This is a genomic window from Streptomyces sp. NPDC006326, assembly GCF_040612915.1.
GTDB lineage: Bacteria > Actinomycetota > Actinomycetes > Streptomycetales > Streptomycetaceae > Streptomyces.
The window spans coordinates 97744-120514 of the sequence record NZ_JBEXRC010000015.1; the positions used below are offsets into that span (position 1 = coordinate 97744).

The 22771-nt window shown below is 75.4% G+C and carries 12 protein-coding genes; all 12 read left to right on the plus strand.

Annotation, left to right across the window (positions count from 1 at the left end; translation table 11 throughout):
- The first annotated feature begins 17 nt into the window (after positions 1-17).
- On the plus strand, positions 18-2348 hold the full coding sequence (locus tag ABZ128_RS14830) for an acyltransferase domain-containing protein (RefSeq protein ID WP_356848546.1): 2331 nt from the start codon (positions 18-20) through the stop codon (positions 2346-2348).
- Positions 2345-9013: an amino acid adenylation domain-containing protein gene (locus ABZ128_RS14835; protein ID WP_356848548.1), complete on the plus strand. Its 6669-nt coding sequence runs from the start codon at positions 2345-2347 to the stop codon at positions 9011-9013. The genes ABZ128_RS14830 and ABZ128_RS14835 overlap by 4 nt, the downstream gene beginning before the upstream one ends.
- Complete coding sequence (locus ABZ128_RS14840; protein ID WP_356848549.1) at positions 9006-12044, plus strand: beta-ketoacyl synthase N-terminal-like domain-containing protein; 3039 nt, start codon at positions 9006-9008, stop codon at positions 12042-12044. The genes ABZ128_RS14835 and ABZ128_RS14840 overlap by 8 nt, the downstream gene beginning before the upstream one ends.
- Entirely contained in the window at positions 12041-16519 is a 4479-nt protein-coding gene (locus ABZ128_RS14845; RefSeq protein ID WP_356848551.1) for an amino acid adenylation domain-containing protein, read from the plus strand. The genes ABZ128_RS14840 and ABZ128_RS14845 overlap by 4 nt, the downstream gene beginning before the upstream one ends.
- Before the next feature lie 56 nt (positions 16520-16575).
- Complete coding sequence (locus ABZ128_RS14850) at positions 16576-17505, plus strand: methyltransferase domain-containing protein (protein ID WP_356848552.1); 930 nt, start codon at positions 16576-16578, stop codon at positions 17503-17505.
- Positions 17502-17711 carry an MbtH family NRPS accessory protein gene (locus tag ABZ128_RS14855; RefSeq protein WP_356848553.1) on the plus strand — a complete coding sequence of 70 codons (210 nt, stop codon included), beginning with the start codon at positions 17502-17504 and terminating at the stop codon, positions 17709-17711. The genes ABZ128_RS14850 and ABZ128_RS14855 overlap by 4 nt, the downstream gene beginning before the upstream one ends.
- Positions 17712-17768: 57 nt before the next feature.
- Positions 17769-18185, plus strand: coding sequence for an aspartate 1-decarboxylase (gene panD / locus ABZ128_RS14860; RefSeq protein ID WP_356848554.1), 417 nt, complete (start codon positions 17769-17771; stop codon positions 18183-18185).
- Positions 18182-19012 carry an alpha/beta fold hydrolase gene (locus ABZ128_RS14865; protein ID WP_356848556.1) on the plus strand — a complete coding sequence of 277 codons (831 nt, stop codon included), beginning with the start codon at positions 18182-18184 and terminating at the stop codon, positions 19010-19012. The genes panD and ABZ128_RS14865 overlap by 4 nt, the downstream gene beginning before the upstream one ends.
- A gap of 133 nt (positions 19013-19145) precedes the next feature.
- A complete protein-coding gene (locus ABZ128_RS14870) occupies positions 19146-19988 on the plus strand; it encodes a hypothetical protein (protein ID WP_356848557.1) in 843 nt (280 codons plus the stop codon).
- Positions 19989-19993: 5 nt separating this feature from the next.
- Entirely contained in the window at positions 19994-20734 is a 741-nt protein-coding gene (locus ABZ128_RS14875) for an SDR family oxidoreductase (protein ID WP_356848559.1), read from the plus strand.
- A 67-nt stretch (positions 20735-20801) separates the two neighbouring features.
- Positions 20802-21617, plus strand: a complete 816-nt coding sequence (locus ABZ128_RS14880; RefSeq protein WP_356848560.1) for a phytanoyl-CoA dioxygenase family protein — start codon at positions 20802-20804, stop codon at positions 21615-21617.
- Positions 21614-22720 (plus strand): zinc-binding dehydrogenase, encoded by a 1107-nt coding sequence (locus ABZ128_RS14885; RefSeq protein WP_356848562.1) that lies wholly within the window; start codon positions 21614-21616, stop codon positions 22718-22720. The genes ABZ128_RS14880 and ABZ128_RS14885 overlap by 4 nt, the downstream gene beginning before the upstream one ends.
- Positions 22721-22771: the final 51 nt, after the last annotated feature.

Sequence of the window (22771 nt, forward strand, 5' to 3'; positions counted from 1 at the left end):
GCCAGGGGGGCGCACCAGTGACGACATCGACTTGGGCCGCGGGCCGCGCGACGGCGGCGGCCGATCCGGCCGGCGGCCACCACCGGGGCCGCACCGCCTTCGTCTTCTCCGGACAGGGCAACCAGTGGCCGGGCATGGGCCGGGACCTGATGGCCCTGGAACCGTCCGTACGGCAGACGCTGGAGGAGGCGGACGCCGTCCTCCGCGAGCCCGGTGGATGGTCGCTGCTCGGCGAACTGGCCGCGTCCCCCGGGGAGTCGCGGCTGTCGGACCCGGCGGTCCTCCAGCCGGCCCTGGTCGCCCTGCAGATCGCCGTGGCCCGGCTGCTGGCCGAACGCGGCGTGGTCGCGGACGCGTTCACCGGGCACAGCCTCGGTGAGATCGCGGCCGCGGCCGCCGCCGGGGCCCTCGGCCTCGCGGACGCGCTCCGGCTGGCCCGGCTGCGCGGCGAGCTGATGCGCCGGGCCGTGGGCACCGGACGCACCGCGCTCCTGGGCGTGGACGCCGAGGAGGCGGCCGCGCGCATCGAGCGGCACGGCGGCGCGGCCGACGTGGCGGCGTGGAACGCCCCGGGCTCCACCCTGGTGGCCGGGGACGCCGCGACCGTGCAGGCCGTGGTGGACGAGCTCGCGGCGCGGGAGGTCTTCGCCCGGGTGCTGCCCGGGGACATCGCCTTCCACAGCCGTTTCCTGGAGCCCTTGCGCGCCGAGTTCGAGCAGGCGGCGCACGGTGTGCTGCCCGGCCCGACCACCGCCCCGCTGGTGTCCACCGTCACCGGCGCCGTGGTCGCCGGCACCGACCTCGGCCCCGCCTACTGGGCGGACAACCTGCGCCGCCCGGTCCGCTTCGTCCAGGCCGTCGACACCCTCGTCGGCCTCGGCTGCCGCACCTTCGTCGAGATCGGCGCGCACCCCACCCTCGCGCCCTCGCTGGCCGACTGCTGCGCGGCCCGGGGCGTCGAACCGGTCGTCCTGCCCACCCTGCGGCGCGGAGAGGACGGCCAGGAGAACGTCCTGCGCACCGTGTGGGAGCTGCGCGCGGCCGGCGCCGTGCGGGCCGTCCCGGCCCCGGCCGGCGCCGTACGCGAGGTGCGCTTCCTCACCGCCGTCACCCGTGACACCCCGCGGCCCGCGCTGCGCGGCCGGGCAGCCCAGTTCGCCGCCTCCGTCGCCGCCACCGCCCTGGAGGCGCTGGAGCGGGCCGAGGGGGGCGCGCCGTCCCGCACCGGGTCCCTTACGGCCCGCGTGGTGTGGGAGGAGAACGCCGAGCTCGCGCCCGGTGAGGCGACCGTGGTGGCGGCCCCCGTAGCCCCCGGCGCCTCGGCCGTTGCCGTGTACGGCCGCACCCCCGGGAGCGGCTGGACCCGGCTGGCCACCGCCCGCACGGAACCCGACCCGCTGCCGGCGCCGCCCGACGCGGACGTGCCGACCGCTCCCCGCACCCTGCCCCGTACGGTCGCGGACCCCGCGGTCGAAGCGGCCTGGGACGGGGCGGACGGCACCCTGGTACGGCTGCGCCCGGCGGCCGGCTCCGCCGTCGCCCCGCGCGAACTGCTGGACCTGGCCCTGCGCGTGACCGCGGCCGTCCTCGGCGCGCACGCGCCCGACGCCCTGCACGGGATCGAGCAGTCGGCCACGGGCGAAGCCCCGCGCTGGGTGCACGTCGCCCACGCCGCACCGGGGGACGGGGGAGCCGCATCCGCCGAGGCACCCGCCGGGCCCGCGGTCGCGGTGCTCGCCGCGACCGGCCGGCCCCTGCTGCGGATCGCCGCCTCCGCGTGGCGGCAGGCACCCGCCGCGGACCACGCCCCGGCACCGGTCCCCGCCACCCCGCCGGCCCCGCCCGCCCACCCCGGCGCGGACGGTGCGGCCGACCTGGCCGCGGTGCTGGCCGCCGAACCCGGCGAGCGGGCCGCGCTGCTCACCGAGCGGATCCGCCGGGCCGCCGCGGTGATCCTGCGGACCGGCATCGACCGGGTCCCGGCCGACCGGCCGCTGAACGCCCTCGGCATGGACTCCGTCATGGGCCTGGAGCTGCGCCGCCGCCTGGAGGCGGACTTCGGCGTGGAGATCGGCCTGGTGACCGTCCTGCGCGGGGCCACCCCCGCCGACCTGGCCGCCGACGTGGCCGCCGACCTGGCCGAGCAGCTCGCCGCACAGCCGCAGGAACCGGCCCCGCAGCAGGCTCCGGCCGCACACCCCGACCCCGCCCAGGCCGCCGCAGGCCTGCCCGATCTCGACGACCCCGCGGACCTTGAACGGCTCCTGGCCGACCTCGACGCGCTCTCCCCGGAGGAGGTGGACTCGCTGCTCGGCCGACTGGCCGGTGACGCGGCGGGCGAGCTATGACCACACACCCTGCCGCGCCCCTGACGGGGCCCGCCGCCGACCGGACCGCGGACGCCACCGCGGCGTCCGCCGCCCCCTCCACCGCCACCGGCGACGAGCGGCGCGCCCTGCTGCGCGCCGAACTGCTGCGCCGCGCCGCCGCCCGCCCGGCAGCCGCCGCTGCCGCCGCCGCAGTGCCCGTCGCGCCCGAGGCGCCCGCCGTCCACCCCGTCTCGGAAGGCCAGCGCGCCCTCTGGCTGTTCGAGCAGATGCACCCGGACAGCCCCGCGTACCGGCTGTGCTTCGCGGCCACGGTCACCGGCCCGCTGGACACCGACGCCCTGCGCAGCGCCCTGCAGACCCTGCTCGACCACCACCCGGTGCTCCGTACCGCCGTGCTCCGGGAGAATGGCGAACTCGTCCAGCGGATCCGCCCGGACGCCCGGGTGGAGTTCTCCGAGCTCGACCTCACCGGCCGGCCGGACCCGTCCGCCGCCGCCGAAGCCGCCGCCACCGCCTTCGCCGAGCGCCCCTACGACCTGGCGGCGGGCGCCTTCCTGCGCGCGCAGGTACTGCGCCTGGCCGCCGGACGCGCGGTCCTGCTGCTCGGCACCCACCACATCGCGGCCGACCTGTGGGCCTTCTCGCTGATGCTGCGCGACCTCCAGCTGGCCTACCCGGCCGTGCGGGCCGGCCGCCCCGCCGCACTGCCCGCTCCCGCCGCCGACTACCCGGCGTACGTCCGCCGGCAGCGCGAGCTGGTCGCCGGGGCCCGCGGCCAGGCGAGCGCCGCCTTCTGGCGGGAGCAGCTGTCCGGCGAGGTCCCGCGGCTGGAGCTGCCGGCCGACCGGCGCCGGCCACCCCGGCCCAGCCACCGCACGGCCGTGCACACCTTCAGCCTCGACCCCGAGGTCACCGAAGGGCTGCGCCGCATCGCCCGGGAGACGGGCGGGACCCTCTACACGGCCACCCTCACCGTCTTCAACCTGCTGATGCACCGGTACACCGGCCAGGACGACATCTGGCTCGGCTCGGTCTCCACCGGCCGGGGCAAGGCCGCCTACGAGGACATCGTCGGATACTTCGCCAACCTGATGGTGCTGCGCACCCGCATCACCCCGGGGCACACCTTCCGCACCCTGCTGGAGCAGGTCCGCGAGACCGCGCTCGACGCGATGGAGCACCAGGACTACCCGTACCCGCTGGTCGCCGAACAGGTCACCCAGGGCGGCGCGGGAAGCGGGCTGTTCGACGTCGCGTTCTTCTACGAGTCCGCCTCCTACAGCTCGGAGCAGGGCCTCTCGCTCTTCGCCACCGGAGCCGCCGGCGCCCGCCTCGCCATCGGGGACCTCCACCTGGAGCCGTACCCGCTGTCCGTCCAGGGCAGCGAACAGGACCTGACCGTCTTCGCCGAGGAGGTCGACGGCCGCGTCAGCTGCTCCCTGCGCTACGCCACCGACCTCTTCGACGCCGAGACCGCCGAGGGCCTGGGCCGCCACTTCCAGGCGCTGGCCGCCGCCTGCGCCGCCCGCCCCGACGCCCCGCACGGACAGCTGCCGATGCTCTCGGACGCCGACCGGCGCCAGGTGCTGACCGAGTGGAGCCGGCCCGGCGACCCCGCGGCCCTCGCCGGACGGGGCGTGCACGAGCTGGTGCTGGAACAGGCCGCCCGTACCCCCGCGGCCACCGCCGTATCGGCCGGCGAGGAGAGCCTCAGCTACGCCGAACTCGCCGAGCAGGCCCGTGCGCTGGCGCTGGTGCTGCGCTCCCACGGTGTCGGCCCCGAGGTCAAGGTCGGCCTCAGCGGCGACGGAACCCCCCGGCTCTTCGTCGGCCTGCTCGCGATCCTGATGGCGGGCGGCGCGTACATCCCGCTCGACCCCACCTACCCGGTCAAGCGGCTGGAATACATGATCGAGGACTCCTCGGTCGCCCTGCTGCTCGCCCAGCGCAGCATCGCCGGCCGGCTGCCCGTCCCCGACGGCACCCCGGTGCTGTACCTCGACGACCTCCACGAACCGCCCTCACCGGCGCCCGAACTGCCCGCCTCCGACGGCGGCCGGCTCGCCTACGTCATCTACACCTCCGGCTCCACCGGCCGCCCCAAGGGCGTGATGGTCGAGCACGCTGGCCTCGTCGACTTCGACCTCGCACACCGCGAGTCCATGCCGGCCGGCCCGGGCCGCCGGGTCCTGCAGAACGCCTCCATCAGCTTCGACGTCAGCACCTGGGAATGGATGATGGCGCTCACCACCGGGGGCACCCTGGTGGTCGCCCCGCGCGAGGAGCTGCGCCCCGGGCCGCCGCTCATCGACACCATCCGGCGCGAGCGCATCACCACCCTCAGCGCCACCCCGTCCGTCCTCGCCACCATGGACCCGGCCGACCTGCCCACCGTCACCGAGCTCACCTCGGTCGGCGAGGCCGTCTCCGCCGACCTCGTCCGCGCGTGGTCGCCCGGGCGGCGCATCGTGAACGCGTACGGCCCCACCGAGATCACCGTCTTCTGCACCACCGAGGTCTGCGTGCCGGACGGCAGCGTCCCGCCCATCGGGCGCGCCCTGCCGGGCACCGAGCTCTACGTCCTGGACGCCGGGCTGCGGCCGGTCCCGGCCGGTGTCGTGGGCGAGCTGTTCCTCGGCGGTACGGGCGTCACCCGCGGCTACCAGAACCGGCCCGACCTCACCGCCGACCGCTACGTGCCGCACCCCTTCACCGACGAGCCCGGTGCCCGGCTCTACCGCACCGGCGACCGCGTCCGCTTCGACCGGCAGGGGACCCTGCACTACCTGGGCCGCGCCGACCACCAGGTCAAGATCCGCGGCGTGCGCATCGAACCCGGCGAGGTACAGGACGCCCTCGACTCGCACCCCGGCGTGCGCGAGGCCGTGGTCATGGCCCGTCCCGGCCGCGACGGCCGCCTCGTCCTCGCCGGATATGTCCTGCGCGAGCCCGAGGCGCAGGCTCCCACCGTCACCGCCCTGCGGGCGCACCTGGCGGAGCGGCTCACCTCGGCGATGATCCCCTCGCACCTGTTCGTCATGGACGCCTTCCCGCTGAACCCCAACGGCAAGGTCGACCGCGCCCTGCTGCCCGCCCCCGAGCAACTGCCCGAGGACGGCGGTACCTCGGCCCCGCCCGCCACCCCCGCCGAACGGGCCGTGGCCGAGGTGTGGAGCGAGCTGCTCGGCATCGAGCGGATCGGCGCCGACGCCCACTTCTTCGAACTGGGCGGCCACTCCCTGCTGGCCATCCAGGCGGCCGCCCGGCTGCGCGAGCACACCGGCGTGGACCTGCCCCTGCGCGACCTCTTCGACGCCCCCGTGCTGTGCGCCGTCGCCGCCCGGATCGACGAGCTGCGGGCCGGCGCACCCCGGGACCCGCAGGCCGCCGCCGAGCCGGCGCTGCCCAGGCTGCCGCGCGGACCGGAGGGCCTGCCGCTCTCCTCCGCCCAGCAGCGGCTCTGGTTCACGGAGCAGCTGCGGCCGGGCGGCCTCGCGTACCGCATCGCGGGCGAGCTGCACCTCGACGGCCCGCTCGACCCCGCCGCCCTGCGCGCGGCGATGGCCGAGGTGGTACGCCGCCACGAGGCGCTGCGCACCGTGTACACCGTCTTCGCCGGGGAGCCGCGGCAGATCGTCACCGAGGCCGCCGCCGACGGGATCCTGCCCGTGGCGGACCTCAGCGGCCTCGGCCCCGAGGAGCGCGAGGCGGCCCGCGCCGAGCGGACCCGGAGCTTCTTCGAGCGGCCCTTCGACCTCACCCGCTCGCCGCTGCACACCCAGCTGCTCAGGCTCGCCGAGGACCGGCACGTCGTGCAGCTCTCGGTGCACCACATCGCCGCCGACGGCTGGTCCGTACGACTCGTCGTCCGCGAACTGACCGCGCTCTACACGGCGTACGCGACGGGCAGTGCGGCGGACCTGCCCGAACCGGCCGTGCAGTACCCGGACTTCGCCCACTGGCAGCGCGAACGCCAGGCCGGCGAGGCGGGCGAGGCCGAACTGGCCCACTGGGCGGCCACCCTGGCGGGCGCCCCCGCCCACCTGGAACTGCCCACCGACCGGCCGCGCCGCGACCTGGCCGACCGGCCGGCGGCCCGCGAGCGGCGGACCCTCGGCGCGGACCTCGCCGGCCGGCTGCGCACCCTCGCCGGCCAGGAGAACGCCTCGCTCTCCATGGCCCTGCTCACCGGCTACTCGGCGCTGCTGTCGCGCTGGTCGGGCCAGGAGGACATCGTCGTGGGCATGCCCGTGGCGGGCCGGAGCCGGCCGGACCTGGAACAGAGCGTCGGCCTCTACGTGAACACCGTCGCCGTGCGCACCGACACCTCGGGCCGGCCCGGGTTCCGCGAGCTGCTGGGCCGGGTCCGGGAGGCGGCCCTCGACGCCGACGCCCACCAGGACGTGCCCTTCGAGCGGGTCGTGGACCGGCTCGCCCCGGACCGGGACATCACGCGCACCCCGGTCTTCCAGGTGCTGTTCAACATGCTCAACCTGGACGGCTCCCACCCGCCCGTCCCGGGCGTGCGGACGCGGCTGGCCGGGACCGAGGACCTCAGTGCCCGCTTCGACCTGACCCTGTACGTCACACCGGACGCGGACGGCTCGCTCGGACTCGACCTCGTCTACGACTCCTCGCTGTTCGACGCCGGGACGGTCGCGGCCTTCCTCGACCAGTTCGAGGCGCTGCTCGCCGAGGCCGCCGCCGAACCGGCCGTCCCCGTGGCCGAGCTGGCCCTGCCGCGGCCGGCCGCCCTGCCGGACCCCGCCCTGCCGCTGCCGGCCGCACCGTGGACCGCGGCCGTGCACGAGCGGTTCGCCGCGACCGCCGCGGCCCGGCCCGACGCCGTCGCGCTCAGCCACGGCGGCCGGGAACTGACGTACGGCGAACTGGACCGCGCGAGCGCCGCCCTGGCGGCCGAACTGGCCCGCGCCGGCACCGGACCCGGCGGCGTGGCCGCCGTCCACGCGGAACGCAACCCCGCCCTGGTGGTCGCCGTACTGGCCGCGCTGCGCGCCGGAGCCGCCTTCGCCCTCCTCGACCGGGCCCACCCGGCCGAGCGGCGCGAGCAGATCGCCCGGGTGCTGGGCGCGGGGGCCTGGCTGGAGACCGGCAGCGCCCTGCCCGAGGTCCTCGGGCCCGCGGTCGGGTTCGCGCGGAGCGTCGGCGTCACGGCGGACGCCCCGGGCGATGCCCCGGCCGGCGCGGAGCCGGCGGCCCCGGCGGCGCGCCCCGCGCGTCCCGGCGACACCGCCTACATCGCCTTCACGTCCGGGACCACGGGCGCGCCCAAGGGGGTCGTCGGCAGCCACGCGCCCCTGGCGCACTTCGTGGACTGGTACACCCGCACCTTCGCCATCGGGGTCGGGGACCGCTTCGCCCTCACCTCGGGCCTGAGCCACGACCCCCTGCTGCGCGACCTGTTCGTACCGCTTGCGGTCGGCGCCCGGCTGCACGTCCCCGAGCCCGGACGGCTCGCCGCCCCGGAGGCGTACGCCCGCTGGCTGGCCGACGAAGGGATCACGGTGCTCCACCTGACCCCGCCGATGGCACGGTTCATGAGCGGACTGCCCGACGGCTGCCTGCCGTCCCTGCGCCTGGTCGCCTTCGGCGGTGACGCGCTCACCGGCCGGGAGGCCGCCACCCTGCGCAGACTGGCCCCCGGCGCACGCCTGGTGAACTTCTACGGCGCCACCGAGACCCCCCAGGCCCCGGCCTGGCACCCGGTCGGCGAGCACGCGGCCGACGAGCAGGTACCGCTGGGCACCGGCATCGACGGTGCGCAGCTGCTGGTCCTGCGCGGCGAGCGGCCCGCCTCGGTGGGCGAGCTCGGCGAGATCGCCGTCCGCACCCCGCACCTGGCCGAGGGCTACCTCGGCCCGGACGAGGCGGATCGTTTCCGCCCCGACCCGGCGGGCGGCGCGCACGGCGAGCGGCTCTACCGCACGGGAGACCTCGGCCGGCACCGGCCCGACGGCGCCGTGGTGTTCGCGGGCCGCGCCGATCGCCAGGTGAAGGTCCGCGGCCACCGGGTGGACCTCTCCGGCGTCGAGCACGCCCTGCGCGGCCACCCGGCGGTCACGGCCGCGGTGGTCGCCCCGGTGGCCGACGCCGGCGGCGAGCTCGGCCTCGCCGCCTGGGCCACCACGGACGGCAGCGCCGACGCCGCCGCGCTCCGCGCCCACCTGCTGGGCCGGCTGCCCGCGGCGATGGTGCCCGCGACCCTCGACGTGGTCGAGGCCTTCCCGCTCACCGCGAACGGCAAGGTGGACACCGCCCGGCTGCGGGCGTGGCGCCGCAGCGCCGGGGCGGCCGGGGCGGTCCGTACGCCCGCCACGCGGACCGAGGAGAAGGTCCGCGCCCTGTGGCAGGAGCTGCTCGGCGCCGAGGACATCGGCCGGGACGACACGTTCTTCGGGCGCGGCGGCCACTCCCTCCAGCTGGTCCCGCTCCAGCTGCGGCTGCGGGAGGAACTGGGCGTGGACGTACCGGTGCTGGACCTGCTCCGGCACCCGACCGTCGCGGCGCTCGCCCGCCACGTGGACGCACTCGCCGGCGGGACCTCCGCCGGCTCCGGGCAGGGCACGGGCCGGCCGGCGGCCGCCCGCGAAGAGGCCGCAGAACGCGCACGACGGGCCGCCGACCGGCGGCGCCGGATGAGAAGGGGACAGGGGGATGTCTGAGGCCGTGGCCGAACACAACCAGCGGACCGACGGGACGGACGGCATGGACGGGCTGGACGAGCCGGAGCGGATCGCCGTCGTCGGACTGGCCTGCCGGGTGCCGGGGGCGCAGGACCCGGACGGGTTCTGGCACAACCTGGTCGAGGGCGTCGAGTCCATCGAGCGCCTGGAGCCGCCCGCCGACGCCCCGGAGGGCTACGTGCCCGCCGTCGCGCGGATCACGGGCGTGGAGGACTTCGACGCGGAGTTCTTCGGCATGACGCCGCGGGAGGCGGAGCTCGCCGACCCGCAGCAGCGGCTGTTCCTGGAGCAGTGCTGGGCCGCGCTGGAGGACGCGGGCTGCGACCCCGAGCGGGCCCGTGGCCGGATCGGCGTCTGGGGCGGCACCTCGTTCAACACGTACCTGGTCCTCAACGTGCTGCCGGGCCGCTCCCGCGAGGGGCTGCTCGGCGAGTACCCGGCGGCCCTGCTGCACGGCAACGACAAGGACTACCTGACCAGCCGGGTCGCCCACCGGCTCGGACTGACCGGGCCCGCCGTCACCGTCCAGACCGCCTGCTCCACCTCGCTGGTCGCGGTCGCCGAGGCCGCCCGCGCGCTGCTGGACTACCAGTGCGACATGGCGCTGGCCGGCGGCGCCTCGATCAAGCTCCCGCAGGACTGGGGCTACGTGTACGAGACCGGCGGCATCCAGTCGCCGGACGGCCACTGCCGTGCCTTCGACGCCGAGGCCTCCGGCACGGTCTTCGGCAGCGGCGCGGGCGTGGTCGCCCTCAAGCGGCTCTCCGACGCCCTCGCCGACGGCGACCGGATCCACGCCGTGATCCTCGGCTCGGCCGTCAACAACGACGGCGCCCGCAAGAGCGGTTACACCGCGCCGAGCGTGGACGGACAGGCCGACGTCCTCACCGACGCCTACTTCGCGGCCGGGGTGAGCCCCGCCTCGGTCGGCTACGTCGAGGCGCACGGAACCGGCACGGCCGTCGGCGACCCCATCGAACTGGCCGCCCTGGACGAGGTGTTCGAGGCCGACGGGGCCGCTCCCGGCACGGTCGCCATCGGCTCGGTCAAGACCAACATCGGCCACCTCAACGCCGCCTCCGGAGTCGTCGGCCTGATCAAGGCCGTGCTGGCGGTCCGCGAGGGCGAGCTGCCGCCGAGCCTCCACTACCGCAACCGCAACCCGCGGACCAGCGAGAAGTCCCCGTTCGTGGTCAACGACCGGCGCCGGGCCTGGCCGGCCGGGCAGGGGCCGCGCCGGGCCGGGGTCAGCTCCTTCGGCGTGGGCGGCACCAACGTCCACGTGGTGCTGGAGCAGCCGCCCGCGGCCCCTGTCCGGACCGCCGCCGCCCCCGCGCGCGAGCAGCTGATCACCCTCTCGGCCCGCACCTCCGGCGCGCTCGCCGAGGCCGCCGAGCGGCTGGCGGACGTGCTCGACACCGCGCCCGCCGAGGCCCTGCCCGACATCGCGCACACCCTGGCCAACGGCCGCAGGCGCTTCCCCCACCGGACCGCGGTGGCAGCCGCCGACCCGGTCGCCGCCGCTGCCGCGCTGCGGCGTACGGCCGGTGTGCGGGCGGGCGGTGACGCCCCGGCCGTGTTCCTCTTCCCCGGCCAGGGCACCCAGTACCAGGGCATGACCGCCGGACTCCTCGCCGCCGAGCCGGAGTTCGCCCGGCACCTCACCGAGTGCGCCGAGCTGTTCGCCCCGCACACCGGGACCGACCTGCTGGCCCTGCTGAGCAGCCCGGCCCCGGCCGGCGCGGACGATGCGCTGACCGCCACCCGGCTCGCCCAGCCCGCCCTGTTCTCCGTCGAGTACGCGCTGGCGCAGTGGTGGACGGCGCGCGGAGTGCGCCCGGCCGCACTGCTCGGCCACAGCCTGGGGGAGTGGACCGCGGCCGCCGTGGCCGGGGTGCTCACCCTGGAGGACGCCGTCCGCCTGGTCGCCGCCCGCGGCCGGATGATGGGGGACTGCCCGCGCGGGGCGATGCTCGCCGTGGAGCTCCCCGAGGCCGAGGCGCGCCGGCTGGAAGGGCCCGGTCTGACCGTCGCCGCGTTGAACGCGCCCGCCCGCTGCGTGCTGTCCGGCACCGAGGCGGCCGTGGCCGCCGCAGAGGCCGGACTGGCCGCCCGCGGGGTGGCCGCGAAGCGGCTGGTCACCTCGCACGCCTTCCACTCGCCGCTGCTCGACCCGATGGTGGAGCCGTTCGCCGAGCTGGTCGCCGGGGTGCGGCTGCGCACCCCGCAGATCCCCTTCCTGTCCAACGTCACCGGCACCTGGATCACCGACGCCCAGGCCACCGACCCGCGCTACTGGGCGGGCCAGGCACGGGCCGCCGTACGCTTCGCCGACGGGGTGGCCGAGCTGCTGGCCGCCGAGCCCGACCCGGTGCTGCTGGAGCTGGGCCCCGGCCGGGCCCTGGGCCGGTTCGCCTCCCAGACCGGCGGCCCGCAGCTGCGTACGGTCAGCACCGTACGGGGCGCTCGCCAGGCCGGCCCGGACCGCCGGCTCCTGCTCCAGGCGGCGGGCGACGCCTGGGCGCACGGCGTCGCCCTGGAGCTGCCGCCCGCCGGCGACGGCCCGGACCGCCCCCGCACCGTGGCCCTGCCCGGGCATCCGATGGACCGGCGGCGGCACTGGATCGAGGCCCCGGCCACCGCGGCCGTCCCGGTCCCGGCCGGTCCGCCCCTGGCGGCCCCGGCCGACCCCGCCGCCCCCGCCGCGTCCGCCGACCCGGCCGGAGCCGGCACCCGTGAGAGCCCGGCGCCCCTGCCGGACGGCCCGCAGGAGCAGATCGCCGCCCTCTGGCGGGAGCTGCTCGGCATCCGGCACATCGGACCCGACGACGACCTCTTCATGCTCGGCGGCGACTCCCTCAACGCCTCCCAGCTCGTCTCCCGCGCGAACCGGCTCTTCCGGGCCGACCTCCCGCTGGAGGAGTTCCTGGACGAGCCGACCGTCCGGCGGATGGCCGAACTCGCCGTCCGCGCACAGACCGACAACCCTGCCGAGGCGGTGGAGCAGTGACCAGCCACATCACCACGACGACCACGACGAAGAGCACGGGGCCGGACGCACCGGGAGCGACGGGCCGCCCGGCGGACCGCCCGACGGACCGCCCCCTCTCCTTCGCACAGCAGCGCATGTGGTTCATGGAAGAACTCGTGCCCGGGACCGCCCTGCAGAACATCCCGCTCGCCGTGCGGCTCACCGGCCCGCTCGACACCGAAGCGGTCCGCGGCGCCTTCCGCGCGGTCGTACGCCGCCACGACACCCTGCGCACCGCCTTCGGCGTCCACCAGGGCGCCCCCGGCCACGCCGTCCTGGCGCCCGAGGAGGCCGAACCGCACCTCACCGTCGTGGACCTCGGCCGCGCCGACGCCGACGGAGAGGGCCACACCCTCGCCGCCTGGCTGCACGAGCAGGCCACCGAGCCCTTCGACCTCGCCCGCCCGCCGCTGCTGCGGATCGGCCTGGCACGACTGGGCCCCGAGGAGCACGTCCTCTCCCTCACCGTGCACCACCTCGTCTGCGACGGCTGGTCGCTGGACGTGCTGATCCGCGAGTTCAACTCCGCCTACACCGAACTGGCCGGGGGCGCCGCCGAGCCGGCCCTCACCGAACCCGCCGTCCGGTACGCCGAGTTCGCGGCCCGCCAGCACCAGCGCTTCACCGACGGCTCGATGTCCGCGGACCTCGCGTACTGGCGCGAGAAGCTGGCCGGCGAGCTGACCGCACTCGAACTGCCCACCGACCGGCCCCGCCCCGAGGAACCCGGCTACCGCGGCGCCCGGATCCGGCGCGAGATCCCGCAGCCGCTGCTCGACGCGGTCACCGCCCTCGCCCGCGGCCGGGGCGTCACCCCGTACATGGTGCTCCTCGCCGCGTACAGCGCCCTCCTCCAGCGCTGCTCCGGACAGAGCGAGGTGATCGTCGGAACGCCCATCGCAGGCCGCTCCGACGTCGACACCGAGGAGCTGATCGGCCTCTTCGTCAACACCCTGCCGCTGCGGATCGACCTGTCCGGCGACCCGGCCTTCGGCGACCTGGTGCGCCGGGTCCGGACCACCTCGGTCGGCGCCTACGCCCACCAGGGCCTGCCCTTCGAGAAGATCGTCGAGGACCTCCGCCCGGACCGCGGCAGCCACCTCACGCCGCTGTTCCGCACCCTGTTCATCCTGCAGAACGCCACCACCACCGGCCTGGAGCTGCCGGGCCTGAGCGCCGAGGCCGTCGAGACCCACAACGGCACCGCCCGCTTCGACCTCCAGCTCATCGTCGGCAAGCGCGCCGACGGCTGGGTGGCCACCCTGGAGTACGACACCGACCTCTTCGACCGCAGCACCGCCGAGCGGATGCTCGACCGCTACCTGACCCTGCTCGAAGGCGCCGTCGCCGCACCCGACACCCGGCTCTCCCGGCTCCCGCTGCTCAGCGGCACCGAGCGGCGCCGCGTCCTGGACATCGGCCGCTCGGCGCAGGACTTCCCGGTCACCGAGTGCCTGCACGAGACCTTCGCCCGGCACGCGCGCCGGCGCCCCGACGCCGTCGCCGTCAGCTGCGAGGGCCGGAGCCTGACGTACGCCGAACTCGACCGCCGGGCCGAGGCACTGGCGCTGCGGCTGCGCGCCGCGGGCGTCGGCCGCGAGAGCCTGGTCGGGCTCTTCCTCGACCGCGGCTTGGACACGGCGGTGGCCATCCTCGGCGTCTTCAAGGCGGGCGGCGGATACGTGCCGATGGACCCGCTGTACCCGGCCGCCCGGCTCGCCCGGATCCTCGGCGACGCCACCCCGCACGTCCTGATCACCCACGACGCGCTCCGCGGCGCCCTGCCGGACTACGACGGCCACCTGCTCGTCATCGACCGTCCCGAGGAGCCCTTCCCGGATCCGGCCCGGCCCGTGCCCGTACGCGACGGCGCTCCCCTCGCCCCCGACAACGCCGCCTACGTCATCTACACCTCCGGCTCCACCGGCACGCCCAAGGGCGTCCAGGTCAGCCACGCCACCGTGGCCCGGATGTTCGCCGCCATGACCGCGACGAGCAGCTTCGCCTTCGACGAGCACGACGCCTGGCCGATGCTGCACAGCTACGCCTTCGACGTGTCCGTCGTGGAGATGTGGGGCGCCTGGCTGCACGGCGGCCGCCTGGTCGTCGTCCCGGCCGAGACGGCCCGCGACCCCGAGGCGTACTACGCGCTGGTCCGCGAGGAGGGCATCACCGTCCTCAACCAGACCCCGTCCGCCTTCGTCCACTTCGCCGCCGTCGACGCCCGCCACGACCCGGCCGAGCTGCCCCTGCGCACCATCATCTTCGGCGGCGAGGCACTGGAGTCCGGCACCCTCGCCTCCTGGTTCCAGCGCCACGGCGACCAGGGCCCGCGGCTGGTCAACATGTACGGCATCACCGAGACCATCCACGTCACCATCCGCGAGATGACGGCGGAGGACGTACGGCAGAACCGGCGCAGCCCCATCGGCCGGCCCATGCCGGACATGGAGCTGTACGCTCTCGACGACCTGCTGCAGCCCGTGCCGATCGGCGTCACCGGCGAGCTGTACGTCGGCGGCCCGGGCCTGGCCCGCTGCTACTTCCGCGACCCGCGCAAGACCGCCGACCGGTTCGTCCCGCACCCCTTCTCCCCGGTCCCGGGCGCCCGTCTCTACAAGAGCGGCGACCTGGCCCGGCTCACCGCCCGCGGCGAGTTCGAGTACGTCGGCCGCGCCGACCACCAGGTCAAGATCCGCGGCTACCGCATCGAGACCGGGGAGGTGGAGGCCGTCCTCCTCGACCACCCGGACGTGCACGCCGCCGTGGTCGTGCCGCAGCGGGCGGCCGACGGCGAGATGCGGCTCTACGGGTACGCCACCCTGGAGCCCGGCGCCCGGGACGGCGAGCGCCCCGAGGCCACCGCCGCCCTGCTGCGCGACCACCTCGCCGAGCGGCTGCCCGCCTACATGGTGCCCGCCGCCGTGGTGGTGCTGGCCGCACTGCCGCTCACCGTCAACGGCAAGGTCGACCGCAAGGCGCTGCCCGTGCCGGAGCCGGTCCGGGCGGAGAGCGCCACCGCCTACGTCGCCCCCCGCACCCGCACCGAACAGCGCGTCGCCCAGGCCTGGCGCGAGCTCCTCGGTCTCGAACGGGTCGGCGTGCACGACAGCTTCTTCGACCTCGGCGGCTACTCGCTGCTTGCGACCCGGCTGGTCTTCCGGCTCCGTGAGGAGTTCGCCACCGGCCTGCCGCTGCGCACCCTGTTCTCCGACCCGACCGTGGCCGGCATCGCCGCCGTCCTCGACGCGGCCGAAGCCGCAGGCCAGGCCCCCCAGGCGGCGCTCGCGCCGGTCTCGGCGATGCGGGCCGACAGCGTGCTCGGGGAGGGCATCGCCGGGTTCCCGGCGCCCGCCCGGCCGGGCGGCGAGCACGACGTCCTGCTCACCGGCGCCACCGGCTTCCTCGGCGCCTTCCTCCTCGACGCCCTCCTGGACGCCACGGAGGCCACCGTGCACTGCCTGGTGCGCGCCGAGGACGAGGCCGGTGCGCAGCGCCGGCTGGAGAAGGCGCTCTCCGGCTTCGGGCTGTGGGACGCGACCCGGTCCCACCGGATCCGCGCCGTCGCCGGCGACCTCGCCTCCCCCCGCCTCGGCCTCGACCCCGCCGCGTACGAGGACCTGACCGCCCGCATCGACGCGATCTACCACTCGGGCGCGGCCGTCAACCTGGTCCTGCCGTACGAGGAGCTGCGCCCCGCCACCGTCGACGGCACCCGCGAGATCCTCCGGCTGGCCACCGCGACGGGCCGGGCCGCCGTCCACCACGTCTCCACCGTCGGCGTCTTCGCCGGACCGCCCGCCGACGGCGGGGCGCTCGCCGAGACCTCGGTCACCGGCCCGCCCGAACTGCTGCGCCAGGGCTACACCCAGAGCAAGTGGGTGGCCGAGCAGGTCATCGCCCTGGCCCGGGCCGAGGGAGTACCGGTGACCCTGCACCGGCCCGCCCGGATCTCCGGGCACACGGTCACCGGCGCCTGCCAGAACGACGACTTCCTGTGGCGCGTCATCAAGGGCTGCATCCAGGCGGGCGCGGTCCCGCGGGGCCTGACCGCCGAGGCGGACCTGGTGCCCGTCGACTACGTGGCCCGGGCCATCGTGGCCGTGGCCGGCCGGCCCGAGGCGCTCGGCGGGCTCCACCACCAGGTCAACACCCGCCCCGTACCGCTCTCCGACGTCCTCGGCCACGTCCGGGACTTCGGCTACCGGCTCGCCGAGCTGGAGCTCGCCGAGTGGGTGGACCTCGTCAAGGGCGACCCCGCCAACGCGGCCTACCCGCTGCTCAGCCTCTTCGACCCGGCCGGCGGCGGCTTCACGGCCGTCCGCTTCTCGGACGAGGACACCCGGGTCCACCTGGCCGGCACGGGCATCTCCTGCCCGCCGCTGGACGCCCGGCTCTTCCACACCTACCTCGGCTACTTCGTCGGCTCCGGGTACCTTCCGGCGCCCCGATGAACCGCCCCGCACCCCTCCCCTCCACCCACCACCAGCAACGGAGACACCGAACCGCCATGACGACCCTGACCCAGCCCGCCGCCGCCGACCTCGCGCAGACGCCGGGAGCGGACCTGTCCCGCCCGTCCTCCTACTACAAGCCGGGCGAGCACCACGCGCCGGAGAACGAGATCCACCGCCTGCGCCAGCAGGTCGCCGCCTCCTGGGGCAAGGAGGCCCGGATCCTGCGCGAGTTCGGCCTCACCGCCGACAGCGACGTCCTGGAGATCGGCTCCGGCCCCGGCTACATCACCGAGCGCCTCCTGGAGGAGGTCCCGGACGGGTCCGTGACCTGCCTGGAGCTGAACGAGGACCTGATCGAGCACGCCCGTGGCCACCTCACCCCCGCCCGCCCGGAGCAGCTGAAGCTGGTCCAGGGCTCCGTCCTGGAGTCCGGCCTGCCCGGTGACGCGTACGACCTGGCCCACGCCCGCCTGGTCCTCCAGCACGTGCCGCACACGGCCGACGCGCTCGCCGAGATCCACCGCACGCTGCGCCCCGGCGGCAGGCTCGCCGTCATCGACGTCGACGACGCCCTGTGGGGGCTGCTGCACCCGCAGCCCGAACTGCCCGAGTTCGACGAGGTCGTGCGGCTGCGCATCGAGCTCCAGGCCAGCCGCGGCGGCAACCGCCTGATCGGCCGTGAGATGGGCCGGCTGATGCGGGAGGCCGGCTTCACCGACATCAAGGTCGAGGCCGTCGCCATCTCCAGCGAGGAGGTCGGCATGGACGTCCTCGCGCCGCAGCTCGACATCCGCTCCCGCACCGCGGCGATGGTCGCCGTCAACCCCGCGGCCGAGCGGCCCTGCGAGGTCACCGCCGATGCCATGGACGAGTTCCTGGCCCGCCCGGACGCCTCGATGATGCTGGTGTTCTTCATGTTCTCCGGCACCAAGCCCGCCACCGCCCCGGCCACCGCCGACGCCGCCGCGGGCGGTGACCGGTGACCGCGCCCGCCGCCGCGCCGGCCTGGAACGTGGTGGTCAACCACGAGGAGCAGCGCTCCGTGTGGCCGGCCGACCAGGAGCCGCCGGCCGGCTGGGACACCACCGGGTTCACCGGAACCCGCGAGGAGTGCCTGACCCGGATCGCCGCCGACTGGACGGACCTGCGTCCGCTCGGGCTGCGCCGCCGCATGGCCGACGCGGGCTGATGCCCGTACCACCCCTACCCGTACCAGACCCACGCCACTGAAGGAGACGAGACCGCCGTGTACCGCACCATGTTCAAGTCCAAGATCCACCGAGCCCGGGTCACCCAGGCGGACCTGCACTACGTCGGATCCGTGACGATCAGCGCCGAACTCATGGAGGCCGCCGACCTGCTGCCGGGCGAGAAGGTCGACATCGTCGACATCGACAACGGCAACCGGCTGTCCACCTACGTCATCGAGGGCCCGCGCGACTCCGGGGTCATCGGCATCAACGGCGCCGCGGCCCGCCTGATCAGCCCCGGCGACCTCGTGATCATCATCGCGTACGCCACCGTCACCGACGCCGAGGCCCGGCGCATCGAGCCCCGCGTGGTCTTCGTCGACGAGCACAACACGGTGCGCCACACCGGATCCGACCCGGCGGAGACCCCGGCCGGCTCGGGGCTGCTGCGCGGCGACCTCGTCGCGTCGTGACCGTCGCGAGCGTGCCCGCCGCCGCGGGCGGCGGGCGCACCCTGCCCCTGGAACACCCCGGGCCGTGGCTGCGCCGCTACCACGGCAGCCCGGCCCGGGCCGAGGCCACCCTGGTGTGCCTCCCGCACGCAGGCGGGTCGGCCGGCTTCTACTTCCCCTGGTCACAGGCGCTTTCGGGCCGGTACGACGTGATCGCCGTGCAGTACCCCGGCCGCCAGGACCGGCACCGGGAGCCCTGCGCGGCGAGCGTCGCCGAACTCGCCGAGGCGACGGCGGCCGAGCTGGCCGCCGCCGTCCCCGCAGACCGGCCCCTGGTCTTCTTCGGCCACAGCATGGGGGCCGTCGTCGGCTTCGAGACCGTCCGGGCCATGGAGCGACTGGCCGCCGCCCGCCCCGGCGCCGTACGGACGCCGGACCTGTTCCTCGCATCGGGCCGGCGGGCCCCCGCCCTCAGCCGGGACGACGGCATCCACCGGCTCCCCGACCGGGCCCTGCTCGACGAGCTGAAGAAGCTCGGGGGAACCGACCTGCGGATGCTGGACGATCCCGAGCTGTTCCAACTGGTCGTGCCCACCATCCGGGCCGACTTCGCCGTGGTGGAGACCTACCGTCCCGCCCCGGGCGCGCGGGTGGGCTGCCCCGTGGTCGCCCTCATCGGCGACAGCGATCCGCGCGTTTCGGCCGAACAGGGCGCCGCCTGGCGCGACCACACCGCGGGGGACTTCGCCCTGCGGGTCTTCCCCGGCGGGCACTTCTACCTCGCCGAGCAGCAGCGCGACGTGCTCGCCACCGTCACCGCGCACGTCGACGCGCTCACCGCCGCCTGAGCCTGCGGGTCGCCCCCAGAAGGCTTAGGGGCCGATAGGGGTGCAGCTTCAGGCCACCCCGCTCGTACCGTCGGACTTGAGGGAAACGCAAGGAACGTGCCGCTCTTCCTTCGAGCGATCATCTGGAGAAACCGTGGCAACAACCATCGCCTCGACGCGTGAGAACGTCAGCAGCAATCAGACACCCATCTACGTCCTCTTCGACGTGGAGACCGTGGAATCCGCCGGGAAACTCACCCGTGACCAGCTCGTCCGGCTGGCCGCCGGAACCCTCGGCGCGATCCACATCAAGAACTTCGCCAGCCCCGAGGAATGCGGCACCGTTCTGCGCGGACTCGACAACGTCCCGATGAGCTCCTACGACGAGGAAATCGTCTACCCGCGCATTCCCAAGCTCGGCCCCGCCGCCTACGACCACTACGACGCCCACGGCCTCGGCGGTGCGTACTGGAAGGACGCCGAGGAGTCCGCCCTGCACCGCGCCACCCTGCTCGACGGCGCCGACCCGCTCGACCTCGCCGTGGACCGGATCCGCGCCGCCTGGGACGGCCCCATGGCCCCGGCCTCCTGCGACGGCCGCCCCATGTACGCCGGCATGATCCGCGAGACCACCGGCGGCATGAAGATGCACTGGGACGAGATCGCGCGGGAACTCCCGGGCGCCCTCGACGACCCGGTCATCGCGCAGATCGGCTTCAACTGGTACCTCTCCATGCCGGAGGGCGGCGGCGCCACCCAGATCTTCCGCCGCCGCTGGCTGCCCACCGACGAGCGGGCCCGCGACGGGTACGGATACGCCGAGGAGCTCGCGCAGCAGGAGCCGAGCGTCGTGGTCCGCCCCGGCCCGGGCGACGCGGTGATCTTCGACCCCCGCAACTACCACGCCGTGCGCGGCAACGAGGGCCCCGGCCGGCGCGTCGCCCTCTCCTTCTTCATGGGCGTCAGCGCGGGCGGCACCCTCCAGTACTGGTCCTGACCGCCATGGACCGACCCACAGCGGTGGTGAGCGGCGGCACCCGCGGCATAGGGCTCGCCCTGAGCCTGCGCCTCGCCGCCCTCGGACACCACGTCTACGCCCTCTACCAGGGGGACGGTGCGGCCGCGGACGAGGCGGCGGCCGCGGGCGGCGGACTGGTCGAGCCGGTCCGCCTGGACGTCACGCGGCCCGAGCAGGTCGCGGAGGGCTGCGAGCGGATCCTCGCCGCCTCCGGCGCCCCCGCCGTCCTCGTCAACAACGCCGGGGTCAACCGCGACCGCCCGTTCCTGGACCTCACCGACGAGGACTGGGACCGGGTGCTCGCGGTCAACCTGTCCGGGCCCTTCCGCCTCACCCGGGCACTGGCCCCGGCGATGCTCGAAGCGGGCACGGGCTGCATCGTCAACGTCGGCGCCACCACGGCCATCCGGCCCCGGCCGAACGGCGCCAACTACTGCGCGTCCAAGGCCGGACTGCTGCAGCTGACGAAATGCCTGGCCCTCGAATTCGCCCCCCGGGTGCGGGTCAACGCCCTGATCCCCGGATTCACCGACACCCCGGAAGTCGTGGAACGGTACGGACTGGACGACCCCGGCCGGCGCGCGGAGATCCTGCGCTCCATTCCCTCCCGGCGTATCGGAACGGCGCAGGACATCGCCGACGCGCTGGAATTCCTGGTGACCGCCAAGAGCAGCTATGTCACCGGACAGCAATTGATCGTCGACGGCGGGAACTTCATGGGATGACCCGCCGCGCCAGCGGGCGCGCGCCGGACCCCCTGCCCCACGAAACGCCTGGATGGAGAGACCCAGCATGCTTTTGACCCAAGAGCAGATCACCCGCTATCACGAGGACGGGTTCCTGCTGCTGGAATCGGCCCTCGGCCCCGACGAGATCGACCGGCTGCGCGAGGCCTTCGCACGGGACTGCCTGGTCCCCGGCCCGCAGCGCGTGGCCGAGGAGGGCCGCGACGAGGTGCGCGCCGTCTACGCCTCCCACCAGCGCCAGGCGGAGTACGCCGGCCTGGTCCGCGACCCGCGCCTGCTCGCCCCGGTGCAGCAACTGCTCACCGAGGACGTCTACATCTACCAGTTCAAGATCAACGCCAAGCCGGCCTTCGGCGGCGAGAAGTGGTCCTGGCACCAGGACTACGTCGCCTGGCGGATCGCCGACAACCTGCCCGCCCCGCTCCAGGTCAACGTGGCCGTCTTCCTCGACGACGTCGACGAGTTCAACGGGCCGGTCATCTTCCTGCCCGGCTCGCACCGCTCCGGCCTGATCAACGACAGCCGCAAGGCCACCGCCAAGTCGAGCCAGCACCTCGACCCCGACGACATCGCCCTCAGCGAGCACCAGCTCTCCGGGCTCGTCGCCGAGCGCGGCATGGTCAGCCCCAAGGGCCGGGCCGGCTCCGTGGTCCTCTTCTCGCCCGAGATCGTGCACGGCTCCGCGCCGAACATGTCGCCGTTCCCGCGCCGCCTGCTGATCATGACCTACAACGACACCGCCAATCTGCCGAGCTACCCGGACGGGGAGCCCCGCCCCGACTACGTGGTGTGCCGCGACACCGAGCCGCTGCGCGTCCTCGACGCCCCGTTCCTCGAAGCCCTCCAGGGAGCCCAGGCATGAGCCGTACCGCCCGAGCCGTCGTCCTGGAGGAGTTCGGCGCGCCGCTCTCGCTGCGCACCTTCGAGGTGCCCGCAGCCCCCGCGGGCGGCATGGTCGTCGCCTGCCGGCACGGCGGGGTCTGCGGCACCGACCTGCACCTGGCGCAGGGACACCTCCCCATCCCGGTACCGCTCGTCCTCGGCCACGAAGGGCTCGGCACCGTCGAGGAGTTCGGACCGGGCACTGCGGCCCGCGACGCCGCGGGCCGTGAACTGCGCGTCGGCGACACCGTCATGTGGGCCTCCTCCATCGCCTGCGGCACCTGCGTGCCCTGCCGGCTGCACCGCGAACCCACCCTGTGCGAGAACCGGCGCACCTACGGGGTCAACCGCCCCCTGGACGGCGGCTCCGAGCTCGCCGGGGCCTGGGCCGAGGCCATCGTGCTGCACGAGGGCGCCACCGTGGTGCGGATCGACGACGCCGTCGACCCGCTCGCGGCCATGGCCTTCGCCTGCGCCGGCCCCACCGTGGTGCACGCCCTCTACGAGCGCCGCCCGGTCCGGGTCGGCGAGGTGGTGGTGGTGCAGGGCGCCGGACCGGTCGGGCTGGCCGCCGCCGCGCTGGCCCAGCTCGCCGGAGCCGCCAAGGTGATCGTGGTCGGCGGTCCGCAGGGCCGGCTCGACCTCGCGGCCAAGGCCGGCATCGGCGACGTGCACATCGACATCACCGGCCCGGGCGGCGCCGCGGCGGCACTGGAGCGGGTCCGCGAGGAGACCGGCGGCCGCGGCGCCGACCTGGTCATCGAATGCGCGGGGGTGCCCGTGGCGGTGGCGCAGGGCCTCACCCTGGCCCGCCGCGGCGGCTCGTACCTGGTCATCGGGCAGTACACGGACGCCGGCGACACCCTGCTCAACCCGCACCAGATCGTCTACCGCCAGCTCGACGTCGTGGGCTCCTGGGCCTTCACCGGGGCCCACCTGACCGAGTACGTGCAGCTGCTGCCCGCCCTGACGGCCCGGTTCGACCTGCGCAGCCTGGTCACCTCCTACCCGCTGGCCGAGCACGGCACCGCCCTCGCGGACGTCGCCGGCGGAGCCACCCTCAAGGCCGTGCTCTCCAGCTGAGCGCGCCCGTCTCGCGCACCCCGGGGGCGGCCGCGCCGCCCGCCCGTCCAG